The 14,494-nt window shown below is 74.0% G+C and carries 14 protein-coding genes; 8 read left to right on the forward strand and 6 right to left on the reverse strand.

From position 1 onward, the window contains the following. Positions 1 to 54: 54 nt before the first annotated feature. Positions 55 to 648: a class I SAM-dependent methyltransferase gene (locus ACFV8H_RS23590; protein ID WP_380403257.1), complete on the reverse strand. Its 594-nt coding sequence runs from the start codon at positions 646 to 648 to the stop codon at positions 55 to 57. Between the two features lie 98 nt (positions 649 to 746). Beyond that, positions 747 to 1,337 (reverse strand): peptide deformylase, encoded by a 591-nt coding sequence (def, locus tag ACFV8H_RS23595; RefSeq protein ID WP_380403212.1) that lies wholly within the window; start codon positions 1,335 to 1,337, stop codon positions 747 to 749. 93 nt (positions 1,338 to 1,430) lie between these two features. Here def and ACFV8H_RS23600 point away from each other — a divergent pair, with 93 nt between their 5' ends. Then, positions 1,431 to 1,988: a helix-turn-helix domain-containing protein gene (locus ACFV8H_RS23600; RefSeq protein ID WP_380403215.1), complete on the forward strand. Its 558-nt coding sequence runs from the start codon at positions 1,431 to 1,433 to the stop codon at positions 1,986 to 1,988. 54 nt (positions 1,989 to 2,042) lie between these two features. Further along, on the forward strand, positions 2,043 to 2,579 hold the full coding sequence (locus tag ACFV8H_RS23605; protein WP_380403218.1) for a hypothetical protein: 537 nt from the start codon (positions 2,043 to 2,045) through the stop codon (positions 2,577 to 2,579). A 7-nt stretch (positions 2,580 to 2,586) separates the two neighbouring features. On the opposite strand, the gene ACFV8H_RS23610 is transcribed toward ACFV8H_RS23605, so the two are convergent. The 4 genes from ACFV8H_RS23610 to ACFV8H_RS23625 all read right to left on the reverse strand — a co-directional run bounded on the left by ACFV8H_RS23610 (position 2,587) and on the right by ACFV8H_RS23625 (position 8,890). Continuing rightward, positions 2,587 to 4,548, reverse strand: coding sequence for a serine/threonine-protein kinase (locus ACFV8H_RS23610; protein ID WP_380403221.1), 1,962 nt, complete (start codon positions 4,546 to 4,548; stop codon positions 2,587 to 2,589). 200 nt (positions 4,549 to 4,748) lie between these two features. Then, on the reverse strand, positions 4,749 to 5,684 hold the full coding sequence (gene hemC / locus ACFV8H_RS23615) for a hydroxymethylbilane synthase (protein WP_380403223.1): 936 nt from the start codon (positions 5,682 to 5,684) through the stop codon (positions 4,749 to 4,751). A gap of 174 nt (positions 5,685 to 5,858) precedes the next feature. Beyond that, entirely contained in the window at positions 5,859 to 8,168 is a 2,310-nt protein-coding gene (locus tag ACFV8H_RS23620; protein ID WP_380403226.1) for an ABC transporter permease, read from the reverse strand. Further along, entirely contained in the window at positions 8,165 to 8,890 is a 726-nt protein-coding gene (locus tag ACFV8H_RS23625; protein ID WP_380403229.1) for an ABC transporter ATP-binding protein, read from the reverse strand. The genes ACFV8H_RS23620 and ACFV8H_RS23625 overlap by 4 nt, the downstream gene beginning before the upstream one ends. A gap of 140 nt (positions 8,891 to 9,030) precedes the next feature. On the opposite strand from ACFV8H_RS23625, the gene ACFV8H_RS23630 reads away from it, so the two are divergent. From ACFV8H_RS23630 to ACFV8H_RS23655, 6 genes are all read left to right on the forward strand, one after another. Continuing rightward, positions 9,031 to 9,879 carry a sensor histidine kinase gene (locus ACFV8H_RS23630; protein ID WP_380403232.1) on the forward strand — a complete coding sequence of 283 codons (849 nt, stop codon included), beginning with the start codon at positions 9,031 to 9,033 and terminating at the stop codon, positions 9,877 to 9,879. Between the two features lie 17 nt (positions 9,880 to 9,896). Beyond that, on the forward strand, positions 9,897 to 10,616 hold the full coding sequence (locus ACFV8H_RS23635; RefSeq protein WP_380403235.1) for a response regulator: 720 nt from the start codon (positions 9,897 to 9,899) through the stop codon (positions 10,614 to 10,616). A 186-nt stretch (positions 10,617 to 10,802) separates the two neighbouring features. Further along, positions 10,803 to 12,011, forward strand: coding sequence for a cytochrome P450 (locus ACFV8H_RS23640; protein ID WP_380403238.1), 1,209 nt, complete (start codon positions 10,803 to 10,805; stop codon positions 12,009 to 12,011). Positions 12,012 to 12,058: 47 nt separating this feature from the next. Next, positions 12,059 to 13,216 carry a type III polyketide synthase gene (locus ACFV8H_RS23645; RefSeq protein WP_380403241.1) on the forward strand — a complete coding sequence of 386 codons (1,158 nt, stop codon included), beginning with the start codon at positions 12,059 to 12,061 and terminating at the stop codon, positions 13,214 to 13,216. Next, positions 13,213 to 13,803, forward strand: a complete 591-nt coding sequence (locus ACFV8H_RS23650; RefSeq protein ID WP_380403243.1) for an NUDIX domain-containing protein — start codon at positions 13,213 to 13,215, stop codon at positions 13,801 to 13,803. Before ACFV8H_RS23645 ends, ACFV8H_RS23650 begins: the two co-directional genes overlap by 4 nt. A 133-nt stretch (positions 13,804 to 13,936) precedes the next feature. Further along, positions 13,937 to 14,380 carry an SHOCT domain-containing protein gene (locus tag ACFV8H_RS23655; protein WP_380403246.1) on the forward strand — a complete coding sequence of 148 codons (444 nt, stop codon included), beginning with the start codon at positions 13,937 to 13,939 and terminating at the stop codon, positions 14,378 to 14,380. Positions 14,381 to 14,494: the final 114 nt, after the last annotated feature.

Below are 14,494 nucleotides of genomic sequence, written 5' to 3' on the forward strand. Positions count from 1 at the left end.
ACCGCCGCCGCCCCCTGATCTTCCGTCGGGGTGCACCCCCGAGAGCGCCCCGGGTCACGCCCGCGCGAGCAGGCTGACGTACCCCCGGTCCGGGCGCTCCGGCCGGGCCTGTTCCAGCCGGGTGGTGACGGTGAACCCGGCTCCCGCCAGCAGCGCGACCAGCCGGTCGGCCGGGACGAGGTGGGAGGCCCAGGTCACCGGGTGCCCGTACGCCGAGCTCGGCCGGGACTCCTCGTCGCCGGTGTGCCCGCCCAGCAGCAGGTGCCCGCCGGGGGCCAGCACCCGGTGGAACTCCGCGAACAGCGCGGGCAGTTCGGCCTCCGGGGTGTGGTGGACGGAGTACCAGGCGAGGATGCCGCCGAGACTGCCGTCGGCGGCGTCCAGGGCGGCCATCGAGCCGACGGCGAAGCGCAGTCGGGGGTACGCGCCGCGGGCGAGGGCGATCATCGCGCCCGACACGTCGACGCCGTGGGCACGGAGCCCCAGCCCGTTCAGGTACGCCGTCACCCGCCCCGGTCCGCAGCCGAGGTCGGCGACCTCGGAGCCGCCCGCCTCCCGGACCAGTTCCGCGAAGGCGGCGAGCATCGCGCGCGAGAGCGGGTCCATGCCCTCGGGCGGGACGACGCGGCGCAGGTAGTCGGCGGCCACGGTGTCGTAGGAGTCGCGGACGGCGGCGAGGTGGGCGGGGTGGTCGGAGTCGGCGGGGTGGTCGGAGTGGGCGGGGTGAGCGGGGTGGGCGGGTTCGTTCACCGCGCCGCGCCAGGCTTCGCGGCCCGGGCGGCGCGCTCGGCGAAGACCTTCTCGCGGCGGTCGGCGGTCTGCTTCATCATCCGCTTGCGGTCGCGGGCGGAGAGCCGGTCGAGGTAGAGGCCGCCGTTCAGGTGGTCGGTCTCGTGCTGGAGGCAGCGGGCGAAGTAGCCGGCGCCCTCGATCACCACGGGTTCGCCGTGCCGGTCGACGCCGCGCACCACCGCGTGGGCGGGGCGGGCGAGTTGGGTGTTGGCGCCCGGCACGGACAGGCAGCCCTCGACGTCCTCGATCAGCCGGCGCCCGGGCTCCTGCGCCTCGACCACCGGGTTGAGCACGTGCCCGACGTGCCGCACGCCGTCCTCGTCGGTGCAGTCGTAGACGAACAGCCTGAGGTCCACATCCACCTGGTTGGCGGCGAGGCCGCAGCCGTCGGCGACGTACATGGTGGCGAACATGTCGTCGACCAGCCGGGCCAGCCACTCGCTGCCGAAGTCCCGCTCGGTCGCCGTGCGGCAGGTGCGACGGAGGATCTCCTCCCCCACCTCGGTGATCCTCAGGACGGTCGGACGCTCGCGCAGCTCGGACACGGGTGCTCCCCTTCGATGGACTTGACGCCGGACGTGACGCCGGACGTGGCGTCGGACTTGCTGTCAGCTTTGCAAAGTAGCAGACTTTGCAAAGTGACCGAAGACGTCGTCAGATCCGAGGCCCTCGCCGAACACGCGGTGCGCACCGCCCTCTTGGCACTCCTCGCCGAACACGGCACCCTCACCTCCACCGAGGCCGCCGCACACCTGGGGCAGAGCTCCGGACTCTGCTCCTTCCACCTGCGCCGGCTCGCCCACTACGGACTGATCGAGGAGGCGCCCGCCCTCGACCGCCGGGCCCGACCCTGGCGCCTCCCCCTGGCCCGACCGGAACAGGACACGACACAACACCTGGAACAGAGCCCGGAGCCGGGCGAGGAGGAGTTCGGCGAACTCGCCCGCGGCCTGGAGGACGAGAGCCACCGGCGCTGGCTGGCCCGGCGCTCCGAGGCCCCGGCCGAGTGGCAGCGGGACGAGGCATTCAGCGCCGTCGTCCACCTCACCCCGGCCGAACTGGCCGCCGTCGGCGCGGAGGTGCGCCGGATCCTCGCCCGCTACCGCGACCGCGAGGCCGACCCGGCCGCCCGCCCGGCCGGGGCCCGCCCGGTCGCCGCCGTCACCCGGCTGTTCCCCCTGCTGGAAGGGCACTGAGGCCACCGGCACGGCACCAGAACCGGACGGACGTTCGGCGCGTCCGTTTGAGGCGTGATCAGTGCGGTGCTCGGCGGGATGCCGATGTTCTGGCCCGGGCTGCTGCTCTCGCTGGTACCGGCTGCGCTGCTGAACCGGCCGGTGGGGCGGTTGCTGCGGGCCCATTGGGTGGTGGGCTTCCTGCTGCTGCTCGGGCTCGGCGGGGTCCTCGTGGCGACGCTGCTGCCGGAGGCGTTCCGGCTGTCCGCGGACGCCGTGCGGCACTGCACCGTCCAGGGCGCGCGGCCGCGTTCGCCGTACGAGCTGCTGCACGTGCGGCACATCGAGCTCAAGCTGGCGACCTACGCCCCGGTCGGCTTCGCCGCCGCCCTGGCCGGGACCAGACGGCGGGCGGTGGTGGCGCTACTGGGCGCGGCGGTGCTGCCGTTCGCCGTGTCGGCGGTGCAGTACGCGGTGCCGTCGATCGGGCGGGCCTGCGACGTGCAGAACGTCTGGGACGGGGTGCAGGGGGTCGTCCTGGGGGCGGCGGTGGGGCTGGCGCTGGCGCCGGTGGTCCGGCGGGTGGCCCGGGCCCGGGCGGCGGCGCGCTGAGCGGCCGTCACTGCACGACCAGGTAGCGCTGCTCGCTCCCCCCGCTGACGCAGCCCCCGCCGGTGGCCGGCCCGCCGGTGCAGTCGCCCGGCCCCGAGGTGAAGACGGTCCAGATGTACACCCCGGGCAGCTTCGGCGTGTACGTGATGCTCAGCGCGGTCTGCCAGGGCCGGTGGTCCCAGTCGGTGGCGCCCGGCGTCAGGATGTTCACCGTGGAGGTGGTGCCGGCGCTCGCCCAGCTGAACTCGACCGGCTTCCCCACCGGGACCACCTGCTGGTCCTTCGGGAGGACCGGGATCGGGGCCGAGGGCGCGGCCTTGACCGGGTTGGCCGCCTGGTCCCGGTCCGTCTGCACGTTGAGGTAGCGAGTCGCGCTCCAGCCGCTGCCGATGCTGCCGCTGGAGGCGTTGGCGCCGACCACGGCCCACTGGTAGACGCCCGCCTCGGTGGGCTTGAAGGTGCAGTCGGCGGAGGTGAGCCAGCCGGAGGCCTGCCAGGGCAGGGTGCCGCGCCGGGTGAAGACCTTGGTCACCGCGCCGGCCTTGTCCCAGCTGAGCGTCAGTGAGCGGCCCAGTGTCAGGGTGTCCCGGTCGGCGGGGGTGAGCAGGCCGGAGGCGTGCGGGGTGCCGTTCGGCACCGCCGCGGGCGGGCCCTGGTAGGCGTTCGCGTCACCGCCCGTACCGCCGGAGGACCCGGACGCGCCGGAGGACCCGCCGGTCACGCAGTCAGGCGAACCGTCGTCGTCCTTGGCGACCACGAAGCCGCCGTTGTCCAGCCCGGTGCCGCCGCCGCCCTCGTGCCGCAGGTAGACCGGCACCAGCACCGCGGCCGCGACCAGCGCCAGCGCGCTCGGCAGCAGCACCCAGAGCCGCCGCGCCCGGCGCCGCCGCCGGGCCGCCGCCTCCGAGGGCTCGGTCCGCGCCCAGCCGCCGGTGCCGTACGGGTCCGCGCCCAGCAGGGTCGGCACCCTGGTCGAGGGCACCCGGCCGGGCTCCACGCCCCCCGGCGTCGAGGGCCCGGGCACCGGGGAACCGGGCGGAGCAGACCCGGGCGTAGCAGAACCGGACGCGACAGAACCGGGCGCAGCGGACCCGGGCGCCAGCAGCGGTGCCTCCGGGACGGCGGGCCGCACCCGCAGCGCCTCCGGCAGCCAGGAGCCGGTCGGCCCCTCGTACCCGGGCGGCCCGAGCCGCTCCACCAGCTCGGCGGGGGTGGGCCGGTCCTCCGGGCGGCGGGCCAGGCAGGCGGCGACCAGCGGGCGCAGCGCCTCGGGCACCTCGCCGAGGTCGGGCTCGGTGTGCATGATCCGGTAGAGCAGCACCTGCGGGTTGCCGCCGTGCCCGTACGGGGCGCTGCCGGCGGCGTGGCAGAGCACCCGGCCGAGGCTGAACAGGTCGCAGGCGGGGAGGAGCGGCTCGCCCGCGATCTGTTCCGGCGCCATGTAGCCGGGGGTGCCGATGACGGTCTGGGTGCGGGTGATCGAGGCGCCGTCGAGGGCGCGGGCGATGCCGAAGTCGATGACCCGCGGCCCGTCGTCGCTGAGCAGCACGTTGGAGGGCTTGAGGTCGCGGTGGACGAGTCCGACCGCGTGGATCGCCGCCAGGGCCTCGGCCAGTCCGGCGCCGAGCACCCGCAGGACGGGTTCGGGCAGCGGACCGTGGGCGGCGACGGCCGACTCCAGGGACGGGCCGGGGATGTAGGCGGTGACCAGCCAGGGCGGGTCGCCGTCCGGGTCGGCGTCGACCACCTGGGCGGTGTGGAAGCCGCCGACCCGCCGGGCGGCCTCCATCTCCTGGGTGAAGCGGAGCCGGAAGTGGGGATCGGTGGCGAGGTCCCAGTGCACGCACTTGACCGCGACGAGCCGCCCGCCGGGCGAGCGCCCCAGGTACACGATCCCCATCCCACCGCTGCCGAGCCGGGCCAGCAGCCGGTAGCGGCCGCCGACCGTCCTCGGGTCGGTGGGTCTCAACGCCTCCACGTCCACCCCCGGCGTGCGCGTTCCACGTTCCGCGGGGACGGCGGTAGTTGAGTACACGTCAGTTTCCGTGTCCCGCACGGGGAATCATCTCAGCAGCACGCCTGCGGGGCCAGATCACGAACGCAAAGAGATGGCCCCACCCCCGCCGCGGAACCCGCGGAACCCGCAGGACCTGCGGGACCTGCGGGGCCTCAGTGCGGGATCGAGGAGATCAACTCGTGCGCCCCCTGCCGCTTGAGCGCGAGGGCGACCGAGGTGCCGAGGTCCTCCGGGGTGAGCGCGCCGGCCCACTCGTGGGCGTCCAGCACCCGCTTGCCGTCCAGGGTGAAGACCCGGCCGCGCAGCGAGAGCCGGCCGTCCGCCTCCGCCTTGGCGAAGCCGGAGATCGGGCTGTTGCAGTGGCCCTGCAGCACGTGCAGGAACATCCGCTCGGCCGCCGCCTCGCGCCAGGTGTCGTGGTGGCCGAGCCCGGTGACGGCCTCGATGGTCGCCGCGTCGTCCTCGCGGCACTGCAGCACGAGGATGCCGGCACCGATCGGCGGGCACATCTCCTCGACCGGCAGGACCTCGGTGATCCTGGCCCGCTCGCCGATCCGCTCCAGCCCGGAGACGGCGAGCAGCAGCGCGTCGACGTCCCCGGCGGCCAGCTTGGCGAGCCGGCTGTTGGCGTTGCCGCGGATCGGCACGCACTCCAAGTGCGGGTGGGAGGCGGCGAGCTGGGCGATCCGGCGGACGGAGGAGGTGCCGATCCGGGTGCCGGGCGGGAGTTGGGCCAGGGTCAGGCTGCCGGGGTGGACGAGTGCGTCGCGGATGTCGTCGCGGCGCAGGTAGGCGGCGAAGACGGTGCCGGCGGGCAGCGGGCGGTCGGCGGGCACGTCCTTGAGGCAGTGCACGGCGACGTCGGCCTCCCCGGCGAGCAGCGCGGCGTCCACCTCCTTGGTGAACGCGCCCTTGCCGCCCAGGGCGGCGAGGTCCCCGGTCCAGCGGTCGCCGGAGGTGGTGACCGGCACCACCTCGGTGCGCAACCCCGGGTGCAGCTCGGCGAGTTCGGCGCGGACCCGGTCGACCTGGGCGAGTGCCATGGGCGAGGAGCGGGACACGATGCGGATCAGCTCAGCGGTGGCCATGGCGCGATGATAGGCGCCCCTACGGCTACGGCCGCGACCGCGTCACGTACTCGGCGTAACGACGGGGCGGTTCCGCCCACGGCGCGGCGGCCGGGCGGTTCACCACCCGGCCGCCCGGCCGTCCGACCACCCGGCCGCCCTACGCCCCCGCCGCCCGCCGCGCCCCGAGCGGGCTCACTCGTTGTGCAGCACCTCGGCGATCGGCAGCCGGGCCGCCGAGCGGGCCGGGACGAGCGCGCCGAGGACGGCGATCGCGACGCCCGCGAGGGCGAGGGCGGCCAGCAGCGGGGCGCCCCAGACGTCGATCATCGCGTCGGTGAAGTGGATGATCCGTACGTGCTCGGCGATCAGCCGGTGCACCAGGATCCCGACCGGGATGCCGACGATCCCGCTGACCACGCCCTGCCAGGCCACCGAGGTGACCGTCATCCCGACCACCTGCCGGGGCGTCATCCCGATCGCCTTGAGCATGCCGAGGTCGCGGCGGCGCTCCCGGATGGTGAGCAGCAGGGTGTTGAAGACGCCGAGCGCGGCGACCACCGACAGCAGGACGGAGAAGGTCGTGCTGAACGTCTTGATCGCGACGACCGACCCTTCCGTGCTCGGGGCGACGACCGCGGTGCCCAGGCTCGGGTCGGCGTCCGTGACGGCCTTCCGGTAGGCCGCGGCGTCGGCGCCGTCGGCGAGCCGCACGTCGTACTCGACCACGTGCGGGTCGGAGGTGAGCAGTGCCCTGGTGGCGGCGTTGGAGGAGATCGCGTTGGCGTTGCCCTGGGTCTCCAGGCCGACCAGGGTGACGGTGGTCCGCCGGTCGTCCAGGGCCAGGGTGATCCGGTCGCCGAGCTTGAGCCCGTGCTGGTCCAGGAAGGCCGGCCCGGCCTCGGCCTCACCGAGCCCGGTGGCCAGGCGGCCCTCGACCACGTTCAGCCGCCGGTGGTCGACCATGGCGTCGCCGCCGTAGAAGTTGGCGAAGACCGGCTGGGGCTGGCCGACGATGCCGACCCGCACCAGGCCCCGGACGGAGACCTGGTCGGCGCCGGGGGTGGCGTGCAGCATCGCCTCGGTCTGCTCCGCGGTCAGCCGGGGTGCGAGCTTGCTGCCGGAGAAGACGGCGGTCTGCACGTTGATGTGGGTGTGCTGGTCCGGTGCGGACATCGAGGCGGCCAGGGTGCTGGTCAGCCCGGTGGTCACGGTCACGGTGACCACGCCGAGCGCGATCGCCGCCATGGTCAGCGCGGTGCGGGCCGGGCGGGCGAAGGGCTGGCCGAGGCCGAGGCTGACGGCGCGGGGCAGCCTGGTGCCGCTCAGCCACCGCTGGACCTTGAGGCCGCGCCCGGTGCGCGGCGCACTGCCCGCCGAGATGGCCTGGGCGGCGGAGAGCCGGCGGGCCCGCGAGGCCGGGACGAGCGCGGCGAGGGCGACCAGCAGCGGGACGCCGAGCAGGGTCGCGGCGGGCAGCCAGCCGGCCGGATCGATCACGGCGGTGCCGGTGGCGATGCCGCTGAACGCGGTCTTGAGGATCGGGTACGCGGCCGTCCAGCCCGCCGCCGTGCCGAGCACCGTGCCGACGACGGCGGGCACCGAGACCATCGTCAGGTAGACCGTGACCACCTGGCGCGGGGTGAAGCCGATCGACTTGAGCACCCCGATGTGCCGGTAGCCGGAGACCACCGCGCCGCTGATCACGTTGCCGACGATCAGCGCGGCGACGACCAGGCCGAGCACGCCGAAGACCGTCATCACCGGCAGGTAGGCGTCGGCGCCGGCCGAGAACGCCTGCTTGAGCACCAGGTAGGACTGGGCGTTGGCGACCGCGTCCTCGGGCAGGCCCTCGGTGGCGCGGCCGAGCGAGGCGGTGAGCCGCTGCTCGGTGGCCGCGTCGGTGAAGCGGTAGAGCATCTGCCGGCCGGTGGGATGCAGGGCGGCCGCCTGCTCGGGGGTGACCCAGCCGCCGGCGGACTGGCTCATCTCGCTCGCGAAGCCGACGACGGTGAGCCGCACCCCGGTGCCGGTGGTGAGCCGGGTGCCGAGGCTCCCCTCCGAGGAGCCCCCGGCGGTAGCGATGACCACCTCGCCGGGCGCGGTGGCCCAGCGGCCGGACAGCAGCTTCACCCGGTCCACCGGCGCGGCCGCCGGGTCGGGCCGGCCGACCAGGGTCAGCGGGCCCGGCGGGTGGCCGATCCAGTCGGTGGGGATGGTCACCACCGCCTGGTCGAAGGGCCCGGCCGCCGCCTCGACGCCCGGCCGGTGGGCGGTGGCGGCCAGTTGCTCCGCCGAGGCCTTGGCCGGGTCGAAGAGGGCGCTGACGTGCGCGCCGCGCTCACCCTCGAAGGCGGTGTCGAAGGGGGCCCGGGCGGCGCTGATCACCGCGAGGGCGAGCAGCACCGTCGCGGTGGAGCAGAAGACGACCAGTCCGATCACGAGGGTCTGCACCCGGCGGCGCTTCACGGCCGCCCGGGAGGCCCGCCACACAGCACTGTTCACGACGACCCCTCCAGCATCCGCTCGCGCGCCACCTTGCCGTCCGCGACCTCGACCAGCCGACTGGCGCAGCGGGTGGCCAGGTTAGGGTCGTGGGTGACGATCAGCAGGGTCTGCCCGATCTGGTTGAGGTCGATCAGCAGGTCCATCACCTGCTCGCCGGAGCGGCTGTCCAGCGCGCCGGTCGGCTCGTCGGCGAGCAGCAGCGCGGGACGGTTCATCAGGGCGCGGGCCACCGCGACCCGCTGGCGCTCGCCGCCGCTGAGGGTGGCCGGGTAGACGTCCTTGCGGTGCGCGACGCCGAGTTCGTCCAGCAGCTCCAGTGCGCGGCGGCGCGCCTGCTTGGCGCTGGTGCCGGTCAGTTGGGCGGCCAGGGCGACGTTGTCGAGGGCCGGGAGGTCGTCGATCAGGTTGAAGAACTGGAAGATCATGCCGATGTGGCGGCGGCGGAACAGCGCCAGGCCGTTCTCGTTCAGCCCGCCGAGGTCCTGCCCCTGCACCCGGACGGTGCCGGAGCTGGGCCGGTCCAGCCCGGCCACCATGTTCAGCAGGGTGGACTTGCCGCACCCCGAGGGGCCCATCACGGCGACCGCCTCACCCGCGCGGATCCGCAGGTCGACGCCGTCGAGCGCCTTGGCGTCGCCGAACTCCTTGTGCACCCCGGACAGCTCGACGACGTACGGCGCGTCGTCGGGCCGGGTGGTCCCGTCGTGGTCGTTGCTCATGGTCGACGACGGTAGGCGCGGCCTCCCGGGCCGGGCGTCCCACCCCGGGTGTAACCGCAGGTCGCCGTAGTACCCGGGATGTACGCGGGCGGCACCCCCGGATGATGTCGATCAAGCCCCGGCCTGGGAGGCTTGACGCCGTGTGGGGAACAGGGACGGACTGGATCGCGATCGCGACGGCGGGCGCCGCCTGCGCGGCCGCCAGCTGGCTGGGCGTCGCGCTGGCACGGGCGCGGCGGCTGTACCGGGCGGCCATCGGCGAGCGCGGCTGGCTGCTGGAGCGCGAGCGGGAGAGCGCCGCGAGTGCCGCCGTGGACGCCGAACGGGCGCGGATCGCGGCCGAGTTGCACGACATCGTCAGCCACAACGTGAGCCTGATGGTGGTGCAGGCCGGGGCCGCCCGCGAGGTGCTGGCCACCATGCCGGAGGAGGCGGCGGCCGCGATGGGCGCGGTCGAGGCCGCCGGACGGGACGCGATGACGGAGCTGCGGCACCTGCTCGGCCTGCTCGCCCCGGCCGCCGACGGCAGCGAGGAGCCGGAGCCCGACGACTTCGCACCGCAGCCGAGCCTGAGCCGGCTGAGCCCGCTGATCGACCGGTTCGCCTTCGCCGGGCTGCCGGTGGAGGTGCGGGTCTCCGGCGAACCGCGGCCGCTGCCCGGCGGCGTCGACGTGACGGCCTACCGGATCGTCCAGGAGGCACTGACCAACGCGCTCAAGCACGGGGACGGGGTGACGGCGGAGGTGACGGTGCGGTACGCGGACCACTACCTGCGGGTGGAGGTGCTGAACAGCGGCCCGAGCGTGCTCTCCGGCGCGCCCGCCCCCGCCCCGAAGCAGGCGGACGGCGCCGGACGCGGGCTGCTCGGCCTGCGCGAGCGGGTCGCCGTGTACGGCGGGGACCTGGACGCCCGGCGCCGGCTCGGCGGCGGCTACCGGGTCCGCGCCCGCATCCCGCTGGACCGGCCGCACCCGCTGGACCGACCGTGAACGCCCCGGAGGGAACCGTGAACACCCTGGAGGAGACCGTGCCACCCGAGGAGCGCCGCCCCCGGGTGGTGATCGCCGACGACCAGGAGCTGGTCCGCACCGGCTTCCGGATGATCCTCACCGCGCGCGGCATCGACGTGGTCGCCGAGGCCGGCGACGGCGCCGAGGCGGTGGCCGCCGCCACCCTGCACCGGCCGGACGTGGCCCTGCTGGACATCCGGATGCCGACCATGGACGGCCTGGAGGCGGCCCGCCGGATCCTGGCCGCGGTGCCCGGCTGCCGGGTCATCATGCTGACCACCTTCGACCTGGACCACTACGTCTACGCGGCGCTGTCCGCGGGGGCCAGCGGCTTCCTGCTCAAGGACGTCACCTCGGCCCACCTCGCCGCCGCCGTACGGCTGGTGGACACCGGCGACGCCCTGCTCGCCCCGTCGATCACCCGCCGGCTGGTGGAGCGCTTCGCGACCGGCGCCCCGCACCCCGCCGCGCGCGGCGCCGACGCGCCGCGGCTGCACCGCGACCTGGCGCCGCTCACCCCGCGCGAGGCGGAGGTGCTCGGCCTGCTCGGACGCGGCCTGTCCAACGGCGAGTTGGCGGTCGAACTGACCCTGAGCGAGTCGACCGTGAAGACCCACGTGGCCCGGATCTTCGCCAAGTTGAACCTGCGCGACCGGGCCCAGGCGGTGGTGCTCGCCTACGAGACCGGCCTGGTCGCACCGGGCACGAACGACTGACCGTCAATTCCCCTCCCCGCCACGATGATTCGCATGACAATCAGGTAGCTCACTCATTAGGGGGAACAGCTCGAAGGATTCACATTTTTGCCAGTCCATGGGGGAGCATCTGCGTATCCGCGACCGGAGCGACGAACACCGTCCGCGCGGCACCACCCCGCAGGACGAAGACCATTGGACAGGCCCGTGACCACCACCACCCCCGTGTGGGACTGCCCCTTCCACCACACCGACGGCCTGGAGTTCGACCCCCTCCTCAAGCGGCTGCTCACCGAGGCCCCGATCGCCAGGGTCCGCCTGCCCCACGGCACGGGCGAGGCCTGGCTGGCCACCCGCTACGAGGACGTCAAACTGGTCACCACCGACCGCCGGTTCAGCCGCGCCGCGGGCATCGGCCGCGACCTGCCGCGGATGACGCCCGCCACCATCGCCCAGGCCGAGTCCATCAACCTGATGGACCCGCCCGAGCACAACCGGCTGCGCCGCCTGGTCGCCCAGGGCTTCACCAACCGCCAGGTCGAGCGGATGCGCCCCCGGACCCAGGCCATCGTCGACGGCTTCCTCGACGAGATGGCCGAGCACGGCGCCCCCGCCGACCTCGCGCACTTCCTCTCCGCCCGGCTCCCGCTCCACACCATCTGCGAACTGCTGGAGATCCCCGAACCGGACCGCGACCGACTGCGCGCCCGGGCGGTCGCGATGATGCGGACGGGCCCCGGCAGCCGCGAGGGCCAGGAGGAGGCCAAGGCCGGCCTGCGCGCCTACTTCACCGAGCTCACCGCCGAACGCCGGGCCCACCCCGGCGAGGACCTGATCAGCGCGCTCGCCACCGCCCGCGACGGCGAGGACCTGCTCGACCCGGACGAACTGGCCGTCATGGCGATGGTCCTGCTGGTCACCGGCCACGACACCAGCACCTACCAGCTGAGCAACATCACCTACACCCTGCTCACCCACCCCGAGCAGCTCGCGAAGCTGCGCGCCCGGCCCGAGGAACTGCCCCGCGCCCTGGAGGAGCTGCTGCGCTTCATCCCGTTCCGCCAGGGCCCCGGCATCGCCCGGATCGCCACCGAGGACGTGGAGCTCGGCGGCGTGCTGATCCGGGCCGGCGAGGCCGTGCACGTCTCCTACCTCACCGCCAACCGCGACCCGGCCGCCTACGAGCACCCCGACGAGCTGCGCCTGGAGCGCACCGACGGGCCCGTCAACATGGCCTTCGGCCACGGCCAGCACCGCTGCCTCGGCTCGCACCTCGCCCTGATGGAACTCCAGGTCGCGATCGGCACCCTGCTGCGCCGCTTCCCCGGGCTGCGCCTGGCCGTCGACCCGGCCGAACTCGACTGGGAATCCGGCTCGATCTGGCGCTTCCCGCAGACCCTGCCGGTCGCCTGGTAGCCCGCTCCCCCCGACACACCGTTCCCGCACCGGGGAGACCCACACCCATGGCCACACTCTGCCGCCCCGCCGTCGCCGTTCCCGAGCACGTCATCACCCTCGACGAGACCCTCGACCTGGCCCGCACCCTGCACGCCGGCCACCCCCGACTCGGCCTGGCCCTGCGGCTGATCGAGAACACCGGGGTGCGCACCAGGCACCTGGTCCAGCCGATCGAGCAGACCCTCACCCACCCGGGCTTCACCCACCGCAACCAGGTGTACGAGCGGGAGGCCAAGCGCCGCGTCCCCGAGGTGGTCGAACGCGCCCTCGCCCACGCCGAACTGGGCGCCCAGGACATCGACCTGATCATCTACGTGTCCTGCACCGGCTTCATGATGCCGTCGATGACCGCCTGGCTGATCAACGCCATGGGCTTCCGCTCCGACACCCGCCAGGTGCCGATCGCCCAGCTCGGCTGCGCGGCCGGCGGCGCCGCCGTCAACCGCGCCCACGACTTCTGCCGCGCCTACCCGGGCGCCAACGTACTCATCGTCGCCTGCGAGTTCTGCTCGCTCTGCTACCAGCCGAGCGACCTCGACGTCGGCTCGCTGCTCTCCAACGGCCTGTTCGGGGACGCCGTCGCCGCCGTGGTGATGCGCGGCCGGGGCGGCCGCGGGGTGCACGTCGAGCGCAACGGCTCGCACCTCGTCCCGGACACCGAGGGCTGGATCTCCTACGGGGTCAAGGACACCGGCTTCCACTTCCAGCTGGACAAGCGGGTGCCCGGCACCATGGAGATGCTCGCCCCCGCGCTGCGCACCCTGGCCGGACAGCACGGCTGGGACGTCTCCGGGCTCGGCTTCTACATCGTGCACGCGGGCGGCCCGCGCATCCTGGACGACCTCTGCCACTTCCTCGACCTGGCGCCCTCGACCTTCCGCTACAGCCGGGCCACGCTGACCGAGCGCGGCAACATCGCCAGCGCCGTCGTCTTCGACGCCCTGGCCCGGCTGTTCGCCGACGGCGGCGTCGCCGAGGGCACCACCGGCCTGATCGCCGGCTTCGGACCGGGCATCACCGCCGAGATCTCCTTGGGCAGTTGGGTCGACAGCCCGGTCGAACCGGTGCGCCGGCGGCCGCGCGCCATCTCCACCTCCGACATCGCCCTCGTCCACCAGGGCGCCCCCCGCCGTTTCCCGGCCGGCACTACGATCTCCGAATGACCGACACCACGGACCGCACCGACACCGATTCCGCCGGCAGAGCCGCCGAACTCGCCGCCCTGTTCCCGGCGTTGCACGCGCCGCAGTACTGGGCCTGGGGCCGCTACGACGCCCAGTTCTCGACCGTGCTGCCGCCGGACGAGCTGGTCACCAACATCCACCTGGTCGGGTTCGCGGACGGTGGCGTGGTGCTCTGCCGGGACGACCGGAACCACTGGTTCCTGCCCGGTGGCACTCGGGAGAAGGACGAGTCCGTCGTCGACTGCCTGGCCCGGGAGCTGCGCGAGGAGGCCGGCGCCCGACTGCTCGGCGAGCCGGCCTGGCTGGGCGCGCACCGCTGCCACACCGAGGACCTCGTGCCGTACCGGCCGTGGCAGCCGCACCCGGACAAGGCCTGGCTGTGGGGCTGGGGCGAGGTCGAGCTGGACTCCACGCCGACCAACCCGGCGGACGGCGAGCAGGTGGTCGAGGTCCGGGCCGTCCCGGTCGCCGAGGCGCAGCGACTGCTGCTCGGCGGGCACGACGCCTGGTGGGGCGAGCTGATCGGGCTGGCGGTCGAGCTGCGACGGCGGGCCGGGCGGGGCTGAGGCACTCCCGGCCCGAGGCGGCCCCCGGGCCCGAGGTCACGTGCGGTCCGGGATATTCCCACCGGGGCGGAAGATCACCGGAACGGCCGAACAGCAGAGGGCAGTGTCCGTTTTGCGGTGATATGACTCGGCCATGGACACCTACTCGTTGGCCGCGTCGCTGGCCGTGGACTACCCGGTGCTCAACATCTTCTGGACGATGCTGGAGCTGTTCCTCTGGATCCTCTGGTTCTTCCTGCTGTTCAAGATCATCACGGACATCTTCCGCAGCCACGACCTCAGCGGCTGGGGCAAGGCCGGCTGGCTGGTCCTGGTGATCATCCTGCCGCTGATCGGCATCCTCGCCTACCTCATCGCCCGCGGCCAGGGCATGGGGAAGCGGGACATCGAACAGGCCCAGCAGACCGACGCGGCGGTCCGGGCCTACATCCGGGACGCGGCGGCCGGGACGCCCGAGGAGGGCGGCACCGGCGGCCGCAGCCACGTCGAGGACCTGGCGAAACTGGCGGACCTGAAGGAGCGGGGCGCCATCTCCGACGAGGAGTACCAGAAGGCCAAGGGCAAGCTGCTGGTGTGAGCGGACGAAGCGGCCGGGGGGCGGGGGGGCGGGTGCAACCCCCCCCGCCCGCCGGGGTGGGGGGACCGCAGGCGAGTAAAAAAACAAAGAACATCCGCCGAATTATGTGTTGGT

This window comes from Kitasatospora sp. NPDC059827 (assembly GCF_042731675.1).
Taxonomy (GTDB): Bacteria; Actinomycetota; Actinomycetes; order Streptomycetales; family Streptomycetaceae; genus Kitasatospora.